We start from the raw sequence: 18320 nt of genomic DNA, 5'->3' as shown, positions 1-18320 counted from the left end.
CGGTCGTTTTCGGCGGGAGTATATCCGGCAAAACAAACCGGGATATCAGGGGCGGATTTCTACCTCCGTTCCAAGACGTGTGATGCGCCAAAGCTCCTCGATTTCCGTGTCTGAGACGGCGATGCAGCCTTCGGTCCAGTCGTGGCGGAGCGTCGCCTTGCCGTAAAAGGCGTTCGGCTGGCCGTGGATGAAGATGTCACCGCCGGGGGAATAGCCGCCTGCCGAGGCGCGGATCAGGTCGTCTGCCTGCGGATAATCGATGCCGAGTGACAGGTGGAACTTGCTTTGTGCATTGCGCCGGTCGATGCGGAATGTGCCCTCGGGTGTACGCCCGTCGCCCTGCCGCAGCTTGTCGCCTTCAGGTGCGAACCCCAGCGCGACAGGATAGGTCCGTAGGGCAACCCCGTCGCGGAAGACGGTCAGTTGCCGCGCCGCCTTCTCGATCAGGATGCGGTCGATCTGCCCGGTCAGCGGTGGCAGCGGCTCGGGCGGAAGCGGCGCCGGGAAACGGTATTGGTAAAGTGCCAGCATCCCCAGCCCGAGCGCGACTGTCAGGACGGTCAGCTGGAAGAGCCGGCGCAGAAATCTCATTGCAGGTCGCCGAAGGCCCTTTGCATCCGTTCCACCGCATCTTCGATCCGAGTCTGCGGCCGGGCGATGTTGAAACGAAGAAAGGTCTCGCCGCCCGCGCCGAAGCCGGGACCGGGACTGGCTGCGATCCGAGCCACGTCGCGGGTCCGTGCGTTGAATTCGTCGAATGTCATGCCGGTGCCTGAAAAATCAACCCAGGCCAGGAAGGTCGATTGCAAGGGAAGGGACCGAACCCCGGGAATGGCGTTGATGCCCGCGTCGAAAATTTTCCGCATCCGGTCGAGATGGGCGATCTGCGCATCTGCCCATTCGGCGCCTTCGGGTGAATAGGCCGCTGTCACCATCTTGACGCCCAGCCCATTTGGCTGTGAATCGAGCGCGCGCAACCTGTTCACCATCTGCGCCCGAAGGGTTGGGTCGGCTATGACCATGTTGCCGGTCCGCTGACCGGCAATGTTGAAGGTTTTGGATGCGGCGGTCATCGAGATCAGGCGGTCGCGCGCCTCGGGTGCGGCGACATCCATCGGCACGAATGTGCTGCCGGGATAGATCAGATCGTGGTGGATCTCGTCCGATACGATGCGCATTCCGTTCCGCGCCGCGAATTCCGCCACCGCTCGCAATTCCTCGGCGGTCCAGATCCGGCCCGAGGGGTTTTGCGGCGAGCACCAGATCAGGAGCTTTTCCTGCCCTGTCATCCGCGCCTGGGCATCATCGAGATCAAGCTCGTAACGGTCACCGATACGAACCAGCGGACATTCCGTCACGACCCTGCCAGCGTTCCTGATCTTGTGGGCGAATTCGTGATAGACGGGTGAGAAGACCACCACGGCATCGCCCAATTCGGTCCAGACGTCGATAGAGAGCGCGATCGCGTTGCCAAGGCCCTGCGCAGTCAGAACCCAGTCCGGATCGATCTGCCAGTTGTGACGCGTCGCCATCCACCAGCGGATCGCTTCGTGGTAGTCGGAATAATCGGCGAAATAGCCGAAAATACCGAACTCTGCCTCCTTGCGGACGACTTCGCGGACACAGGGCGCGGTCGGGTAGTCGGAATCGGCAGTCCACATGGCCAGCCCATCCTTCGGCGAGACGCCAAGTAGCTTTTCCATCAGATCCCACTGCGAACAATGAGAGCCGCGCCGATCGATGATTTCGTTGAAGGTCATGGTTGCCTCACGATGAACGACATGACCCTAGCCATCCTTGCGCCGCGTGCAAGTGGCCGGGCATTGCGAATGGGAAAGGCTTGCCCTAAATCGGGCCCATGACGATACGCCCGATCCTGATCCATCCCGACCCGCGCCTGAAAAAGCGCTGCGATCCCGTGACTGAAATCACGGAAGAATTGCGCGCGGCCGCCGAGGACATGCTTGAGACGATGTACGATGCCCCCGGCGTCGGTCTTGCCGGACCGCAGGTCGGGCTGATGTCGCGCATATTGGTCATGGATTGCATCAAGGACCCTGAGGCCAAGCCGCGCCCGATGGTGCTGATGAACCCCGAGGTGACCTGGGCCTCAGAGGACACCAACACCTACGAGGAAGGCTGCCTGTCGATCCCGGAGCAATATGCCGAAGTCACCCGCCCGAAAGAGGTGAAGGTGCGTTGGCTGGGTCTGGATGGTGCGACGCATGAAGAGCAGTTCGGCGGGCTCTGGGCGACCTGTGTTCAGCACGAGATCGACCATCTCGATGGCAAGCTTTTCATCGACTATCTGACACCGCTGAAGCGCCAGCTCATCACCCGCAAGATGCAGAAGCTGAAACGCGAAAAGGCGCGTCTGTGACCGTCCGGCCCTTCGTTCCCTATCCTGACAAGAGGCTGCGCACGGCTGCCGAACCGGTCGCCGAGGTCAATGAGACCGTGCGCATGATCTGGGACGACATGGTCGAGACGATGGATGCAATGCCGGGTTATGGCCTTGCCGCGCCGCAGATCGGCATCATGCTGCGTCTGGCCGTCGTCGATTGTTCCGACAAGCGCGGGCAGGCGGTGAAGATGGCGAACCCGGAGGTGCTGCACGCCTCTGTCCAGACGCGCCGCCATGATGAGGCAAGCCCGAACCTGCCCGGCGTCTATGCCATGATCGAGCGGCCCCGTGCGGTAACGGTGCGGTTCCTGAATGAGACGGGTGAGGTCGAGGAACGCGATTTCGTCGGGCTCTGGGCGACGAGCGTTCAGCATCAGATCGACCATCTGAACGGCAGGATGTTCGTCGATCATCTGTCGCCTGTGCGGAAGAAGATGCTGGTCGCCAAAGCCGAAAAGCTGAGAAAGCGCGGGTAGCGGCGGGGGGCTTCGCGCCCCCCGCACCCCCCGCGGAGTATTTGGACCAAGAAGAAGGGGTGAGGCATGCGCGTCGTGTTCATGGGAACGCCGGAATTCTCGGTCCCGGTTCTGGATGCGCTTCATGCGGCCCATGAGATCGTGTGCGTCTATTGCCAGCCGCCGCGCCCGGCGGGCCGGGGCAAGAAGGACCGGCCGAGCCCGGTTCAGGCGCGGGCTGAGGTTCTGGGCCTGCCGGTGCGGCATCCGGTCAGTCTGAAGGGGGATGAGGCGCAGGCGGAGTTCGCGGCGCTTCAGGCTGATGTCGCGGTGGTCGTCGCCTATGGGCTGATCCTGCCGCAGGCGGTGCTGGATGCGCCGAAACATGGCTGTCTGAATATCCACGCCTCTCTCCTGCCGCGTTGGCGCGGGGCCGCGCCGATCCATCGGGCGATCATGGCGGGCGATGCCGAAACCGGCATCTGCATCATGCAGATGGAAGCCGGGCTCGATACCGGGCCGGTCCTCTTATGCGAGCGGACGGCGATCGGTGCCGAAGAGACAACTGCCGAGTTGCATGACCGGCTGTCTGCCATGGGCGCGCAAACCATCGTCGAGGCGCTGGGGCGGCTCGGGTCGCTGGTTCCGGTGCCGCAGCCGGATGCGGGCGTGACCTATGCGCAGAAAATCGACAAGGCCGAAGCGCGGGTGGACTGGACTCGGCCCGCAGTCGAAGTTGACCGTCTGATCCGGGGGCTGTCACCCTTTCCCGGCGCATGGTGCAAGATCGGCGGCGAGCGGGTGAAGCTCTTGCGGTCGCGTCTGGCAGCAGGTTCAGGCGCTCCGGGTGAGGTCCTGTCGGGTTTCACCATTGCCTGCGGGGACGGCGCGGTGGAGATCGCCGAAGCGCAGCGCGAAGGGAAACGGCCGATGCCTGCCCGGGATCTGCTTCTTGGATGGGACCTGCCGGACCACCTGTCCTGAGCCGGATTCGGCCAGACACCCCCGCCGTGATATGCTGACCTTGTACCCGTGATCCGGTTTTGAGTCTCGAATGTGGTAGCAACCTGGGGGGACACCAATGAAAACGGTTTTCGGACTTCTCGCATGGGGCGGATTCTGCCTGGTTCCGGCACTCGGTCTGGCCGACGAAGCGGCCATCGCCGAACGCGTGGCGAGCTTTGAGGCGGCCTTCAATGCGCGCGATGCGGCCGGTGTGGCAGCGCACTATTCCGCTGATGCGGTCATCATGCCGCCGGACATTGCGACAATTCACGGACGCGACGGGGCAGAGGCGCTCTGGACCGGGTTTATCGATGCCGGGGCCACCGACCTCGACCTGACCACGGTCATGCTCGAGGTGAGCGGCGATCATGCGCACGAGATGGGAACATTTTCGATTAACGTGCCGGACGGCAATGGCGGGACGATGACCGCCATGGGCAAATACGTGATCATCTGGACGCAGGACGATGCGGGCATCTGGCACCTGAACTGGGATATCTGGAACAACGATCCCGCAGGATAGGCCGCGTGCGACCGCATTCACATCCTCGTGCCGTTCCGGCATAGTCCGCCCTGCAGATCGGAGGGCGTCATGATCGTCGTATGGCTTATCATCATCGGTGCGGCGGCGGGGTTCATCGCGACCCGGCTGATGGGGATGGAAACGGATCTGGTCAGCACCATTGCGATCGGCGTTCTGGGCGCCGTGATCGGTGGACTTACCCTGCGGTTTCTGGCCGTGGTCTCGGGCTGGCTCGGCGGGTTCGTCGGTGCCGTGCTGGGCGCGATGGCGTTGATCTGGTTGTGGAAGACCTATGGGCCGAGGGGCCGCTAGCGGCGGGGCGGGCGGGATTTGTAGACCGGGAGGCTCCATCCGAAGATCAGGCTTCCGGCCCTCAGGATGAACGTGACCGCCGCGCAGATCAGTAGCGCCATGCCCGCCGGAAGGAACTGGAACGCCACAAGGGCCGCACCTGACCCGGCGAAGGCGGCGGTGACGTAAAGCTCGCCCTGCTTCAGAACCAGTGGCACTTCGTTGCACACAACATCCCGCATCAGCCCGCCGAGGCAGCCGGTGGCGACCCCCATCAGCAAAGCGACGGCCGGGTGATGATTGAAGAGCAGTGCCACGCCCGTGCCCGCAGGCACCGCAACCGACAATGCGCATGCATCGAGCCAGGTCAGAACCTTCAGGCGGCTTTCGAAGATATGGGCGGTGAAGAAAACCAGCACGGCCGCAACGACAGCGACGCCGATATAGGTCGGCTCGGCGATCCAGAAGACCGGGTTGCGATCGAGCACCACATCCCGGACGGTGCCGCCGCCGACCGCCGTCAGGCTCGCCAGAAAGGCGAAGCCGACGATGTCGAGCTGCGCCCGGCTGGCGACCAGCGCGCCGGTCAGCGCGAAGATGAAGACCGAGGCATAGTCGAGAAAATCAAGAAGCGTCATCGGCCTTGGCCTTTTTCGGCTTGAAGGGCTTCATACCCGCCCGCGCCAGTTCGTCGGCGCGCTCGTTCTCGGGGTGCCCGGCATGGCCCTTGATCCATTCCCACGTCACCTTATGCCGCGCCTGCGCCTCATCGAGCCTTTGCCAGAGATCGACATTCTTGACCGGCTTCTTGTCCGAGGTGCGCCAGCCATTGCGCTTCCAGCCATGGATCCATTGGCTGACGCCGTTCTTCACATAGGCGCTGTCGGTGACCACGGTGATCGCCGAGGCCCGTTTCAACACCTCCAGCGCCGAAATCGCCGCCAGAAGCTCCATTCGGTTGTTCGTGGTCTCCGCCTCGCCGCCATTGAGTTCGCGGGACCGCAGGACAGTCTCACCATCCTTGGCGAGCATGAGAACGCCCCAGCCGCCAGGGCCGGGATTGCCGGAGCAAGCCCCGTCGGTATAGGCAAAAAGATCAGGCATGGGCCTCGATAATGACAAAGGGATCGTCGGTTCCAGCAAGGCCGCGTTCGTGGCCTTCGGAGGTGGCGGTGACGGTGAAACCGGCATTCGCCAGCATCCCGTGCAGTTCTGCGACCGAATAGTAGCTGTAAAGCCGGTCGAGCCCGTCGCGCGCCTCGCCCGTGCCGGTCTTCATACCCAGATGCAAAAGCCCGCCCGGTTTCAGGGCGCGGTGAAGGGCGGCAAGGTGGCGGGGCAGGTCGGAGCGCGGCGCGTGCAAAAGCGAGAAATTGGCCCAGACTCCGTCATACTGCGCGACCGCGTCCACATCGTCGAAGGTGGCCAGCCGCGCGCCGATGTCGTGGTGTTCGTTGGCCATGCTGACCATGGCTGCTGACGCATCGACCGGATCAGGCACATGCCCCGCCGCACGGAGAAAGGCCGAAGCCGTGCCGGGGCCGCAGCCGAGGTCGAGCACATGCGCGCCACGGGGAAGGGCGGCGATGAAGGCGCTCAGATGCCTGTCGGGCTCAGTGCTGGCGAAGCGGTCGGCATAATCACCCGCCTTCGCGTCATAGACGGCGATGGTGCGGGGGTCCGCGCTCATGCCGGTTCTCGCAGCACGCGCGGGACTTTGAATTCGATGTTTTCCTGCGCGGTCTCGACAAGTTCCACCGTCACATCGAAACGGGCGCGGAAGGCGTCGATCACCTCATTCACCAGCACTTCCGGCGCGCTTGCGCCTGCGGTCACTCCGACGGCGCGGATGCCCTCCAGAGCACGCCAGTCGATATCGGTGGCGCGCTGGACGAGTTGCGCATAGGCGCAGCCCGCGGCGCGGCCAACCTCCACGAGCCGTTTGGAATTCGACGAATTTGGTGCGCCGATGACCAGAAGGGCGTCGATCTTCGGCGCGACGGCTTTGACCGCTTCCTGCCGGTTTGTGGTGGCGTAGCAGATATCTTCCTTGTGGGGTCCGACGATGGAAGGGAAGCGGGTCTTGAGCGCGGCCACGATGTCGGCGGTGTCATCGACCGACAAGGTCGTCTGTGTGATGAAGGCGAGTTTCGCCGGGTTGCGCGGGGCGATGGTGGCGACATCCGCAACAGTTTCGACCAGCAACACCTCGCCTTCTGGCAGTTGCCCCATCGTGCCGAGCGTCTCGGGGTGGCCCGCATGGCCGATCATCACCATCTGAAGCCCGTTCTGATGGTGGCGTTCGGCCTCAATATGGACTTTGCTGACCAAGGGGCAGGTCGCATCGACAAAGGTCATCGCGCGCCGCTCGGCCTCGGCCGGAACGGCTTTCGGAACGCCATGCGCCGAGAAGATCACCGGGCGGTCACCGGGGCACTCATCAAGTTCCTCGACAAAGACCGCGCCTTTCGCGCGCAAACCGTCGACCACGAACTTGTTGTGCACGATCTCATGCCGGACGAAGACCGGGGCCCCCCACTTTTCCAGCGCCATTTCGACGATCTTGATCGCGCGGTCGACACCGGCGCAGAAGCCGCGCGGGGCGGCGAGGTAGAGGGTCAGGTCGGGCCGGTCCATCGCATACTCCTGCCGGTCCAGCATGCGGGCTGGCCAGGGACAATTTCGAAAACACTGGTGCCGGATATCCAGTGAATGGGCTCCGGACCTGTGTCGGCCCGAAATTCTGTAAGCCCTTGGGCCCGGGGCGTCTAGCCCCCGAGGATACCCGCCGTGATCAAGGCCAGCGCCACGTATCGACCGGTCTTGGCCAGCGCGACGAGTCCGACAAACAGCCAGATTGGCGTGCGCATCATCCCCGCGATGACGGTGAACCCGTCACCGAGCGGCGCCCAGCTGAAGAGCAGAGTCCAGACGCCGTACCGCGCATACCATGCCTGAGCGCGGTCCAGTTTTGCCGGGTTCACCGGGAACCAGCGCCGGTCGCGGAAGTGCTGGACCCAGCGACCCATGACGTAATTCACAACCGCGCCGAGCGTGTTACCGACCGACGCCACGAGAACGATCAGCGGGAGCGAAACGCTTGCGTTGGCCTGCATCGCAACAAACACGACCTCGGACTGCAACGGCAACAACGTGGCGGCGCCGAACGCCGCCACGAATAGTCCCAGGAGGGACAGAAGCTCGGTCATGAATGGCCCGCCGGAGCGTTCATGCCCCGGCTCTGATCACTCGTCAGCCGTAACCGCCGAGTCTTCGCGGTCGAAGCGCGGTTCGCGCGGCGGGCGGCCGATGACGTCGCGCAGGGCGTCAAGCTCGATGAAGTTGTCGGCCTGACGGCGCAACTCGTCGGCGATCATCGGCGGCTGCGAGCGGATCGTCGAGACGACCGAGACCCGCACACCCTGACGCTGAAGACTTTCCACAAGCGGCCGGAAATCCCCGTCACCGGAGAAGAGCACGATGTGATCGACCCGCGGCGCAAGCTCCATGGCATCGACCGTCAGCTCGATATCCATGTTGCCCTTCACCTTCCGCCGCCCCTGGCTGTCGGTGTATTCTTTCGCGGGTTTCGTCACCATCGAGAAGCCGTTGTAGTGGAGCCAGTCCACCAAAGGCCGGATCGGCGAGTAGTCATCGTTTTCCAGAAGCGCCGTGTAATAAAACGCGCGCAGCAGCTTGCCGCGACGTTCAAATTCCTGACGCAGGAGTTTGTAGTCTATGTCAAAGCCGAGCGCCTTCGCGGCTGCGTACAGATTCGACCCGTCAATGAACAGCGCAAGCCGTTCGTCCTTGTAGAACATCAATTGTTCCTTCCAAAAAAATAGCCGCCGAGCTTCCGACAATCGTTTGGGTGGGCAAACTGGAATTCGGTAGCTTTAGTCCCCGTGAGTGAACACGTATAGTCAGATTGGCATATAAATTGATATCTGTACAAATGGATAAGTTGGCCGCGATCGCTATCGGCAGTAACTCCCCTTCCGGCAAAGGGGATTCGCTTGCGACGGTCATTTCGGCGCTTGTGACAATTCACCACGATATCGGCCAAATTGTCGCCGTATCGCGATTTTTCCGCACTCCGGCCTATCCACCTGGCTCTGGTCCTGACTTCGTCAATGCCGCCGCGCTCGTCGCTTCGTCACTGTCGCCGGAGGGGCTTCTCGCGGCCCTGCACCGTATCGAAGCAGAAGCAGGCCGGACACGGGAAATCCGCTGGGGCGCGCGGACGCTTGACCTCGATCTGCTCATTTACGGCGACACGGTCATGCCCGACAGCGATACCCAGAAAGCGTGGATGGCGCTGCCGCTTGAGAAGCAGAAGCAGGACGCGCCGGACCGGCTGATCCTGCCGCATCCGCGGCTTCAGGACCGGGGATTTGTATTGATTCCCTTGGCCGAAATCGCGCCAGCGATGATCCATCCCGTGACCGGACTTTCCGTCGCAGAGATGGTCAGCGCACTGTCAAAGGCGGAAAAGGCGGCAATTTGCCCGCTTTGAGGGGGAATCATCGCTTGTCAAGGGGGAGAGGAGCGCCTAAATAGCGGGCTCCATATCTCCCAAGTCCGATTGGAGTGTCTCATGGCCCGCGTGACGGTCGAAGATTGCGTTGACAAGGTTCCGAACCGGTTCGAGCTGGTGATGCTCGCCGCTCATCGTGCGCGTGAGATCGCTGCCGGTGCGTCGCTGACCATCGACCGCGACAACGACAAGAACCCCGTCGTCTCCTTGCGCGAGATTGCCGACGAGACCCAGACCGCAGGCGACCTGCGCGAGCGGATGATCGAAAGCCACCAGACCCAGATCGAGGTCGACGAGGCCGAAGATGATGCAATGGCGCTTCTGATGGGTGCTGAAGTTGACCGTCCGGCGGACGACGACATGTCGGAAGAGAAACTGCTCCGGGCGCTCATGGAAGCTCAGGGCCAGGGCTAAGCCCAAGAACACCGAGGCGCGCGGACCGGAATGATCGACGTCGAAGACCTGATCGCGCTGGTCCGCAACTACAATCCCCATACCAATGCCGATTTGATTCGGACGGCCTATGATTATGGCCGCCGCATGCATGAGGGGCAGTTCCGCCATTCGGGGGAACCCTATTTCACCCATCCGGCTGCCGTTGCCGCGATCCTGACGGAGCAACGGCTGGATGATGCGACGATCATCACCGCGCTTCTGCACGATACGATCGAAGACACGAAATCCACCTATTCCGAGATCACTGAAAAGTTCGGCGAAGAGATCGCCGAACTGGTGGATGGCGTCACCAAACTTACCAATCTGCAACTCTCTTCCACCGCGTCAAAGCAGTCGGAAAACTTCCGCAAGCTCTTCATGGCGATGTCGAAGGACCTGCGCGTCATCCTCGTCAAGCTGGCCGACCGGCTTCACAACATGCGCACGATCAAGTCGCTGCCGCATGAAAAGCAGGTCCGGAAGGCGCGCGAGACGATGGATATCTTTGCCCCCCTCGCGGGACGCATGGGTATGCAGTGGATGCGCGAGGAACTGGAGGACCTGTCGTTCCGAGTCGTGAACCACGAGGCGCGATCTTCGATCATCCGCCGCTTCATCACGCTGCAGAAGGAAACCGGCGACGTGATCCACAAGATCACCGCCGATATCCGCGCCGAACTGGAAAAGGAAAACATCGACGCGGATGTTTTCGGCAGGGCCAAAAAACCCTATTCGATCTGGCGCAAGATGCAGGAAAAGCAGCTCGCCTTCTCGCGGCTTTCAGACATCTACGGTTTCCGCGTGATCTGCCAGAACGAAAGCGACTGCTACCGTATTCTTGGTGCGATTCATCGCCGCTGGCGTGCGGTTCCGGGCCGGTTCAAGGACTATATCAGCCAGCCGAAATCGAACGGCTACCGCTCCATCCACACTACGGTTTCGGGCCGCGACGGCAAAAGGGTGGAGGTTCAGATCCGCACCCGCCAGATGCACGAGGTTGCCGAAAGCGGCGTGGCTGCGCATTGGTCCTACCGCGATGGTGAACGCGCGAAGAACCCCTTCGCCGTCGATCCGGCGAAATGGATCGCGTCCCTGACCGAGCGGTTCGACAACGGCGACGACCACGACGAGTTTCTCGAAAACGTGAAGCTCGAAATGTATTCCGATCAGGTCTTCTGCTTCACGCCCAAGGGGGATGTGGTGCAGTTGCCGAAAGGGGCGACGCCCTTGGATTTCGCCTATTCGATCCATACACGGATCGGCAACTCGACCGTCGGCGCCAAGATCGACGGCATTCGCGTGCCGCTCTGGTCCCGGCTGAAGAACGGCCAGTCGGTCGAGGTCATCACCGCCACCGGCCAGCGGCCACAGGCGACATGGATCGATATCGTGGTGACGGGACGCGCGAAGTCCGCGATCCGCCGGTCCCTGCGTGAGGAAGACCGCGAGCGGTTCGTCAAGCTTGGCCAGGAACTGGCGCGGGTGGCGTTTGAGCATCATGGCCGCAAGGCGACCGAAAAGGCGCTGAGGACGGCCGCCAAGACGCTCGGCCTGCCCGATGAGACCGAAGTGCTCGCCCGACTCGGCAGCGCCGAACTGACCGCGCGCGAGGTGATCGAGGCGATCTACCCCGAACTCGCCTCGGCCCATCCCGATGAAGAGGTGGATGCCCGCCGTCCGGTCGTCGGCCTGACTGCCGACCAGAACTTCCGCCGCGCCAATTGCTGCCAGCCGGTACCGGGCGAACGTATCGTCGGCATCACCTATCGCGGTCAGGGCGTGGTCATTCACACCATCGACTGCCCGGCACTGGCCGAGTTCGAGGAACAGCCGGCCCGCTGGGTCGATCTGCGTTGGCATTCGGGCCGTCACGCGCCGGTCTATACGATCAGCCTCAACATGACGATTGCCAACGATGCCGGTGTTCTTGGCCGCATCTGCACTTTGATCGGCGAGCAGAAGGCCAATATCTCTGACCTTACTTTTGTCGACCGTAAGCCTGACTTTTACCGTCTTATCGTGGAAGTTGATTTGAGGGATGCCGAGCATCTGCACATGGTGTTGAAGGCCCTTGAAGCGGAAAGTGACGTGGCCCAGGTGGAACGGTATCGCGATCTGGGTCGCAAGCCCTGATGGGCGAAGGGGAAGATTAAGTGGTTTTCAAAAGGCGGACGCCACGGTCCTATATGCAACTGATCGCCGAGGCCTTCTGGCCCCGCGGCGGCTGGACGCGCGCCTTTCACTACGTCAAGCATCGGGTCCGTCGTCTGCCCGACCGCCCCGACCGGATCGCGCGCGGCGTTGGCGCGGGTGTTTTCGTCAGCTTCACGCCACTCTTCGGTCTGCATTTTGTCGCCGCCGCGCTTGTGGCGAAGGCTGCAAGGGGCAACATCCTCGCCTCGCTTCTCGGCACGTTCTTCGGCAATCCGATCACCTTCCCATTCATCGCCTTTTCGTCGATGAAACTCGGCCACCTGATCCTTGGAACCCAGTTCGATGAAAGCCAGCATGCAACCTTGTTCGGAAAGTTTGTCGGCGCGGGCGAGAACCTGAAGCACAATTTCTTCGCCATCTTCACCGAGGCGACGAGCCGCTGGGACAACCTTTACAATTTCTGGAACGAAGTCTTTCTGCCCTATATGGTTGGCGGTCTGCTGCCCGGGGTTGTCGCCGGCGTCCTGTCCTACTACCTGTCGGAACCGGTCATCGCCGCCTATCAGAAACACCGCCGCAAACGGCTGAAAGCGCGGTTCGAGAAGTTGAAAGCAAAACTTCATGCGCGGGCAGGGGAACAGCAGGGTAACAGCTAGTCCCGAATTGTATTCATGACGATTCAGACATTCACAGCGGCGGCCGCGCCGGTCTAACCTGCCACCGAGCCTGATAAATCGGAGTACATGACGTGAATGAATTGCGGCTTGGCGTGAACATCGACCATGTGGCGACCGTGCGAAACGCGCGTGGTTCGGCCTATCCGGATCCCGTTCGCGCCGCCAAACTTGCCGAAGACGCGGGCGCCGACGGCATCACCGCCCATCTGCGCGAAGACCGGCGCCATATCACCGACGGCGACATCGACCGGCTGATGGAGGCACTGTCGGTGCCGTTGAATTTCGAGATGGCCGCGACGGACGAAATGCAGAAGATCGCTTTGCGCCACAATCCGCATGCCGTCTGCATCGTGCCGGAAAAACGCGAGGAGCGGACGACCGAAGGCGGGCTGGAGGTCGCGCGCGAGGAAAACCGGCTGGCGCATTTCATCGCGCCCTTGGCCGAGGCAGGTTGCCGAGTGTCGATCTTTATCGCAGCGGATGCCGCCCAGATCGAGGCGGCGCACCGGATCGGCGCGGCAGTGGTGGAACTTCACACCGGCGCCTATTGCGACTTTCATGCCGAGGGGCGCTTTGCCGAACGCGATACCGAACTTGAGCGGCTGCGCGAGATGTCGACCTTCGCGCACTCACTTGGGCTCGAAGTGCATGCGGGCCATGGCCTGACCTTCGATACCGTCGCACCCATCGCCGCATTTCCCGAGGTGCGCGAGCTGAACATCGGCCATTTCCTGATCGGCGAGGCGATCTTTGTCGGCCTCAAACCGGCGATTGCCGAGATGCGCCGGATCATGGATGAGGCACGGGCCGGGCAATGAGGGCTGTCTGGTTTGAACGGTTCGGTCCGGCGGATGAGGTCCTGACGGTCGGCGACCTGCCCGACCCCGTCCCCGAGGCGGGCGAAGTTCTGGTGCGGCTTCACGCCTCGGGCGTGAACCCGTCGGATGTCAAGCTACGGGCCGGTGCGCGGGCTGGGGCGGTCATGGGTTGGCCCCGGATCGTGCCGCATTCCGATGGCGCGGGCGTTATCGAGGCCGTGGGCGGGGGCGTTGATCCGGCGCGTATCGGCGAGCGTGTCTGGATCTGGAACGGCGGCTGGCAGCGGCAATACGGCACGGCGGCGGAACGGATCGCGCTGCCCGCCGAACAGGCGGTGCGCCTGCCGGACGGCACCGGGTTTGCCGAGGGCGCCTGCCTTGGCATTCCGGCAATGACCGCTTGGCGCGCAGTCTTTGCTGACGGTCCGGTGGCGGGCAAGACGGTTCTCGTCACCGGCGGCGCGGGCACGGTCGGGCGCTATGCCTGCCAGATGGCCCGGCTTGGTGGTGCGCGGGTGATCGCCACCGTGTCCTCGGCGGAGAAGGCGGCGCATTCGACCGCGGCGGAATGGATCAACTATCGTGACACGGATGTGGTTCAGGCCGTAAACGACATGACCCGGGGCGAAGGCGTTGACCGCATTGTCGAGGTGGATTTCGCCGCCGGTCAAACCGCTGCCCTTGCGCTTCTGAAGCCCGGGGGCGTGATCGCCACCTATGCCTCGGCCTCTCAGATGCAGCCCCGGCTGGACTTCTACCCATTGATGTTCCGCAACATCACGCTGAGGATGATCCTCGTTTACCTGCTCGACCCCGAAACGCGACGGCAGGGCGAGGCGCAACTGACCGAGTGGCTTGAGGCCGGTGCGTTGTCTCATGCCGTCGTGCCCGGGGGCGACCTTGCCGACTGCGCGTCGGCGCACCGTATGGTCGAGGCAGGCAACAAGCTCGGCACGGTCGTGCTGGAGGTCGCATGATCCTCGGCATCGGCACCGATCTGGCCAATATCGAGCGCATTCAGGCAACGCTGGACCGGTTCGGCGACCGCTTCCGCAACCGCGTCTTCACTGAGGTGGAGCAGCGCAAGGCCGAACGGCGGCGGGACACAGCGGGCACCTATGCCAAACGCTGGGCCGCGAAAGAGGCCTGTTCCAAGGCGCTGGGCACCGGGCTGCGCATGGGCATTTCCTGGAAGGACATGGCGGTTTCGAACCTCAGGACCGGTCAGCCGGTCATGCACCTGACCGGCTGGGCGGCCGAGCGGTTGGCCGAGATGACGCCCGAGGGGTATGAGGCGATCGTCCATGTCACCCTGACAGACGATCATCCCTGGGCACAGGCCTTTGTGGTGATCGAGGCACGTCCGAAAAATTGAGTAAAACTTGACTCCCCGCCGCCGCGCGATCATGAAGCGCCGGAGCAGGAACGGGCAGGACCGGATATGAGTGGTACGGCAAAGGACGGGATCGTCGAGACGATCAAGACGGTGGTCTATGCGTTATTGATCGCGGGCGTCTTCCGCACGCTGTTTTATCAGCCATTCTGGATCCCGTCGGGCTCGATGAAGGACACGCTGCTGATCGGCGATTTTCTTTTCGTCAACAAGATGGCCTACGGCTATTCGCGGTATTCGTGTCCGTTCTCAGCCTGCCCGATATCGGGCCGCCTCTGGTCGGCTGAGCCCGAGCGCGGCGATGTCGTCGTTTTCCGTCACCCGACCAACGGTTCGGATTTCATCAAGCGCCTGATCGCTCTGCCGGGCGATACCGTGCAGGTGAAGGACGGTGTTTTGTGGCTGAACGGCCAGCCGGTCCCGCAGAAAGATGGCGGTACGTTCGAAGAGATCAAGGCGCCGCAGGGATCGCAGCGCAACATGCCGCAATGCGCCAACGACCCGGTCGGGCAGGGCGCCGTCTGCGTCAAGGAACGCAAGATCGAGACGCTGCCGAACGGCGTAAGCCACAGCATCCTGAACATCCGCAACAGCGGTGTCGATAACACGCCCATCTATACCGTGCCGGAAGGTCAGTATTTCTTCATGGGCGACAACCGTGACAACAGCCAGGACAGCCGGGTTCCGGTGGCATTGGGCGGAGTGGGCATGCTGCCTGCCGAATACCTGATCGGCCGCGCCGACAGGATCATGTTCTCGTCTGCCGGCAAGTCGCTCTTCTTCTTCTGGACCTGGCGGTCCGACCGGTTCTTCAAGGCGGTGGAGTGAAACTCTCGGCCGATCTCGCCGCGTTCGCGGCCCGGATCGGGCATGAGTTCCTGCGGCCCGAACTTCTCGTCCGGGCGCTGACCCACGCATCCATCTCGACCGCGACCCGGCCCGACAACCAGCGGCTGGAATTTCTCGGCGACCGGGTGCTTGGCCTCGTGATGGCCGAGGCCCTGCTGGCGGCGGACAAGGGCGCGTCGGAAGGACAGCTGGCCCCCCGTTTCAACACGCTCGTCCGCAAGGAAGCCTGCGCCAATGTCGCGCGCGAGGTGGGTTTGGGCGATGTCCTGAAACTTGGCCGGTCCGAGATGATGTCGGGCGGGCGGCGCAAGGAAGCGCTTCTGGGCGATGCGATGGAGGCAGTGATTGCCGCCGTCTATCTCGACGGCGGGTTTGAGGCGGCGAAGGCGGTGATCCTGCGTCTTTGGGGCGACCGGATCGGCGCGGTCGAGGCCGACGCCCGCGATGCCAAGACCGCGCTTCAGGAATGGGCGCAGGCCCGGGGCCTGCCACCGCCTGCCTACACGGAACTGAAGCGCGAGGGGCCGGACCATCAGCCGATCTTCACCGTCGAGGTGCGGCTGGAGACGGGCGAGACAGAGGCCGCGAAGGCGGGCGCGAAGCGTCAGGCCGAACAGGCTGCCGCCAAAGCCTTGCTGGCGCGGATGGACGGGACCTGACCGCCCATCCCCTATCCGTCAGACGTGATCGACCCGGCGCATTTCCTGCGCGGCGCTGCGCGTTTCGTCCAGCCAGCGTTGCACCAGTCGCGGATCGTGCGGCGCGCCGTGGACACCGACCGGCATTTCCCGCGCCATGACTGCCTCGACCGCCAGCGCGACCGTTCCCGAAACAAGACGCGCCATGGCCGAACCGCGGATATCGCCCGTCGCATCGAGAACCCAGGTCTTGTGCCAGACCGGCATGCCCGCCTTTTCGGCCTTCAGCGAAACACAGAGGACAACCCGGTCGGCCTCACCCTCTTCCAGGGGATATTTTTCCCATAGCTCATCGGACAGGTCCTTGAGCCGGTCGTTTGACGGCGCAGCTTCCAATTCGTTGAAAATATCCGCCCAGGCTTCGGTCCAGCCGTTCAGGCGTAACGTGCCGCGGACAAACTCCTTTACCCTGCTCCCCGGTTCGAAGCGGTAGGCCTCGAGATAGGGCAGCGAGTCGCGGTTGGGGTAGACCTCGAAGGTCTCGGGATGGCGAAGCGGCGCCGAGTATGTGCGGACCGCATCCCATGGGTGGGCGACGCTGAGTTCGGTGAAATCGCGGATCGAGCGGGCCGGGGTCATCAATGCGCGCAGAACGCCGATGGGCGACCACGAGAACTTGTAGCGGAAGGCGTTCGGTACCGCGGGCACGCCGCCGCAGTAAGAGGTGAAGGACAGGATGTTGTCGCGGTCATAGTGTGCAGACGCGCGGTAGGCGGTGACCAGGTCATGCGCCATCAGGTGGTCGATGCCGGGATCGAGGCCGACCTCGTTGACGACCGCCACGCCTGCCTCGCGGGCCGGTTCGTCCAGCGCCTGCATCTCGGGCGAGATGTAGCTGGACGATACGAAATGCGCGCCCTTATCGACGCAGGTCCGGGCAAGGTCCAGATGCAGCGTCGCGGGCAGCATGGAAACGACGATGTCGCCGGGCTGAAGCACTGCTTCAAGCGCGCCGGGTTCCATCGCGCGGATGTCTTCGGTGATATCGCCCACGGCCTCCATCGCCGCTTCCACCGGCAGGTTCCAGACCGTGACCGGGTGACCCGCAAGGATCAGCCGGCGTAGGCCGGGGCGGGAGGAAAGGCCGGTTCCGCACCAGTGAATCTGCATGTTTACCTCTGTAGCGATCCCGTAATTCGTTTGGTGTGTTGTGTTGACCAAGCGGACATTCAGTAAAGCCCACTTTCGCCCGGAATCAAGCCGAAGGCGCCGGGCGAGCGCCTGCCCGTCCCGGCGGGCTGGCGCTTTGGCGGTCGCGCGCCTCGCATGAGGGCGGGGGGCTTTGCGGCCATAAACTGCCCTGAACAAAGGTCGCCGCGCCACCCCACGGGCAGTCGCCCGCCCGGCTTGCGCTGCGATTGGGGCCGTGTCCGCAAGAGGCACATAGCGGACCCTCCCGATTGGTCGGCACAGCCATTAGTAATGCGTCCGCGCCCCGTGGCGGTCAGGATAGTCGAGATGCGGTGTCGCGCCGAACTGGTTGAGGTGCAGTGTACCGTCATGGACGGCGAAACGGTGAACGGAGGTGTTCATCACTTTCAGGAACATCCGCGCCTTCATCACTGCTTCCAGCCCCAAGGCCAGCGCCACCAGTGTCGCGATGACGCCGGTCGAGGTGACGAGGACCGCACCCGGCCCGCCCTGCGCGGCATCCTCAACCGCGCCGGAAACGCGGGCAATGAACCCCTCATAGCTTTCATGATCCGGCCCGACATCGCCGGAACGCCAGAGTTGCAGCACCTGCGGCACATGGGCGGCGAAATCCTCGGGGCCCGTCGGGAAGGGAATGGCGTGGCTGTCCTGAAGCGCATGCGACAGCGCGAAGTAATCCAGTTCGTTCAATCGTTCGTCGAGCGCATGGGGCCGCGCGTCGAGGTTCAGCGCCTCTGCCGTCTCGCGCTGACGGCGGAGCGTGCCCGAGATCACGCGGTCGAAGCCACCGGTCAGCCGCAGATGTTCGCCCAGCCATGAGGCTTGCTGCTGGCCAAGCGGCGACAGCCGGTCATAGTCGGCTTCGGTCCGGGCGCCGGAATTGGCCTGTCCGTGGCGGATAAGGGTCAGTTCGGTCATGGCGCCTGTTT

The 18320-nt window shown here is 63.2% G+C and carries 24 protein-coding genes; 14 read left to right on the top strand and 10 right to left on the bottom strand.

Going from position 1 to position 18320, the window contains the following annotated elements; translation table 11 throughout:
* Positions 1-45: 45 nt before the first annotated feature.
* Together QKW60_RS17710 and QKW60_RS17705 are read right to left on the bottom strand one after the other, a co-directional pair.
* Positions 46-591: a L,D-transpeptidase family protein gene (locus QKW60_RS17710; protein ID WP_282370637.1), complete on the bottom strand. Its 546-nt coding sequence runs from the start codon at positions 589-591 to the stop codon at positions 46-48.
* Positions 588-1760: a MalY/PatB family protein gene (locus QKW60_RS17705; RefSeq protein ID WP_282370636.1), complete on the bottom strand. Its 1173-nt coding sequence runs from the start codon at positions 1758-1760 to the stop codon at positions 588-590. The genes QKW60_RS17710 and QKW60_RS17705 overlap by 4 nt, the downstream gene beginning before the upstream one ends.
* A gap of 98 nt (positions 1761-1858) precedes the next feature.
* On the opposite strand from QKW60_RS17705, the gene def (QKW60_RS17700) reads away from it, so the two are divergent.
* The 5 genes from def (QKW60_RS17700) (at position 1859) to QKW60_RS17680 (ending at position 4699) form a co-directional block, all read left to right on the top strand.
* Positions 1859-2380 (top strand): peptide deformylase, encoded by a 522-nt coding sequence (gene def / locus QKW60_RS17700; protein ID WP_282370634.1) that lies wholly within the window; start codon positions 1859-1861, stop codon positions 2378-2380.
* Positions 2377-2880, top strand: coding sequence for a peptide deformylase (def, locus tag QKW60_RS17695; RefSeq protein WP_282370632.1), 504 nt, complete (start codon positions 2377-2379; stop codon positions 2878-2880). The genes def (QKW60_RS17700) and def (QKW60_RS17695) overlap by 4 nt, the downstream gene beginning before the upstream one ends.
* Positions 2881-2946: 66 nt before the next feature.
* Positions 2947-3843, top strand: a complete 897-nt coding sequence (gene fmt, locus QKW60_RS17690) for a methionyl-tRNA formyltransferase (RefSeq protein ID WP_282370631.1) — start codon at positions 2947-2949, stop codon at positions 3841-3843.
* Positions 3844-3940: 97 nt separating this feature from the next.
* Complete coding sequence (locus QKW60_RS17685; protein ID WP_282370629.1) at positions 3941-4387, top strand: YybH family protein; 447 nt, start codon at positions 3941-3943, stop codon at positions 4385-4387.
* Positions 4388-4456: 69 nt separating this feature from the next.
* Positions 4457-4699 (top strand): GlsB/YeaQ/YmgE family stress response membrane protein, encoded by a 243-nt coding sequence (locus tag QKW60_RS17680; RefSeq protein WP_263741276.1) that lies wholly within the window; start codon positions 4457-4459, stop codon positions 4697-4699.
* Here QKW60_RS17680 and QKW60_RS17675 read toward each other — a convergent pair.
* The 6 genes from QKW60_RS17675 to QKW60_RS17650 form a co-directional block, all read right to left on the bottom strand.
* A complete protein-coding gene (locus QKW60_RS17675; RefSeq protein WP_282370627.1) occupies positions 4696-5316 on the bottom strand; it encodes a trimeric intracellular cation channel family protein in 621 nt (206 codons plus the stop codon). The genes QKW60_RS17680 and QKW60_RS17675 overlap by 4 nt on opposite strands.
* Positions 5303-5782 carry a ribonuclease HI gene (gene rnhA, locus QKW60_RS17670; protein WP_263741278.1) on the bottom strand — a complete coding sequence of 160 codons (480 nt, stop codon included), beginning with the start codon at positions 5780-5782 and terminating at the stop codon, positions 5303-5305. The genes QKW60_RS17675 and rnhA overlap by 14 nt, the downstream gene beginning before the upstream one ends.
* Positions 5775-6368 carry a class I SAM-dependent DNA methyltransferase gene (locus QKW60_RS17665; protein WP_282370626.1) on the bottom strand — a complete coding sequence of 198 codons (594 nt, stop codon included), beginning with the start codon at positions 6366-6368 and terminating at the stop codon, positions 5775-5777. Before QKW60_RS17665 ends, rnhA begins: the two co-directional genes overlap by 8 nt.
* Entirely contained in the window at positions 6365-7315 is a 951-nt protein-coding gene (gene ispH / locus QKW60_RS17660) for a 4-hydroxy-3-methylbut-2-enyl diphosphate reductase (RefSeq protein WP_282370625.1), read from the bottom strand. The genes QKW60_RS17665 and ispH overlap by 4 nt, the downstream gene beginning before the upstream one ends.
* A gap of 131 nt (positions 7316-7446) precedes the next feature.
* The gene (locus QKW60_RS17655; protein ID WP_282370623.1) at positions 7447-7887 is read right to left on the bottom strand and encodes a YqaA family protein; all 441 of its coding nucleotides are present in this window, start codon (positions 7885-7887) and stop codon (positions 7447-7449) included.
* 36 nt (positions 7888-7923) lie between these two features.
* Complete coding sequence (locus QKW60_RS17650) at positions 7924-8499, bottom strand: LabA-like NYN domain-containing protein (protein ID WP_263741281.1); 576 nt, start codon at positions 8497-8499, stop codon at positions 7924-7926.
* A gap of 134 nt (positions 8500-8633) precedes the next feature.
* On the opposite strand from QKW60_RS17650, the gene folK reads away from it, so the two are divergent.
* From folK to rnc, 9 genes are all read left to right on the top strand, one after another.
* The gene (gene folK, locus QKW60_RS17645; protein ID WP_282370619.1) at positions 8634-9194 is read left to right on the top strand and encodes a 2-amino-4-hydroxy-6-hydroxymethyldihydropteridine diphosphokinase; all 561 of its coding nucleotides are present in this window, start codon (positions 8634-8636) and stop codon (positions 9192-9194) included.
* An 81-nt stretch (positions 9195-9275) separates the two neighbouring features.
* Positions 9276-9629, top strand: coding sequence for a DNA-directed RNA polymerase subunit omega (gene rpoZ, locus QKW60_RS17640; RefSeq protein ID WP_282370617.1), 354 nt, complete (start codon positions 9276-9278; stop codon positions 9627-9629).
* Between the two features lie 30 nt (positions 9630-9659).
* Positions 9660-11783, top strand: coding sequence for a RelA/SpoT family protein (locus QKW60_RS17635; RefSeq protein ID WP_282370615.1), 2124 nt, complete (start codon positions 9660-9662; stop codon positions 11781-11783).
* Between the two features lie 20 nt (positions 11784-11803).
* Positions 11804-12460, top strand: coding sequence for a DUF2062 domain-containing protein (locus QKW60_RS17630; protein WP_282370613.1), 657 nt, complete (start codon positions 11804-11806; stop codon positions 12458-12460).
* A 92-nt stretch (positions 12461-12552) separates the two neighbouring features.
* Entirely contained in the window at positions 12553-13299 is a 747-nt protein-coding gene (locus QKW60_RS17625) for a pyridoxine 5'-phosphate synthase (RefSeq protein ID WP_282370611.1), read from the top strand.
* Complete coding sequence (locus tag QKW60_RS17620; protein ID WP_282370610.1) at positions 13296-14276, top strand: NADPH:quinone reductase; 981 nt, start codon at positions 13296-13298, stop codon at positions 14274-14276. Before QKW60_RS17625 ends, QKW60_RS17620 begins: the two co-directional genes overlap by 4 nt.
* A complete protein-coding gene (gene acpS / locus QKW60_RS17615; protein ID WP_282370608.1) occupies positions 14273-14674 on the top strand; it encodes a holo-ACP synthase in 402 nt (133 codons plus the stop codon). The genes QKW60_RS17620 and acpS overlap by 4 nt, the downstream gene beginning before the upstream one ends.
* Before the next feature lie 66 nt (positions 14675-14740).
* Positions 14741-15520: a signal peptidase I gene (lepB, locus tag QKW60_RS17610; protein WP_282370606.1), complete on the top strand. Its 780-nt coding sequence runs from the start codon at positions 14741-14743 to the stop codon at positions 15518-15520.
* Complete coding sequence (rnc, locus tag QKW60_RS17605) at positions 15517-16200, top strand: ribonuclease III (protein ID WP_282370605.1); 684 nt, start codon at positions 15517-15519, stop codon at positions 16198-16200. Before lepB ends, rnc begins: the two co-directional genes overlap by 4 nt.
* Before the next feature lie 18 nt (positions 16201-16218).
* Here the strand turns inward: rnc and QKW60_RS17600 are convergent, their stop codons facing one another.
* A complete protein-coding gene (locus QKW60_RS17600; protein ID WP_282370604.1) occupies positions 16219-17349 on the bottom strand; it encodes a saccharopine dehydrogenase C-terminal domain-containing protein in 1131 nt (376 codons plus the stop codon).
* Between the two features lie 306 nt (positions 17350-17655).
* Positions 17656-18309, bottom strand: a complete 654-nt coding sequence (locus QKW60_RS17595) for a histidine phosphatase family protein (RefSeq protein WP_282370603.1) — start codon at positions 18307-18309, stop codon at positions 17656-17658.
* Between the last annotated feature and the right edge of the window lie 11 nt (positions 18310-18320).

The organism is Albidovulum aestuarii, from assembly GCF_029961185.1.
GTDB lineage: Bacteria > Pseudomonadota > Alphaproteobacteria > Rhodobacterales > Rhodobacteraceae > Albidovulum > Albidovulum aestuarii.
This window is presented reverse-complemented; position numbering and strand designations above follow the sequence as displayed.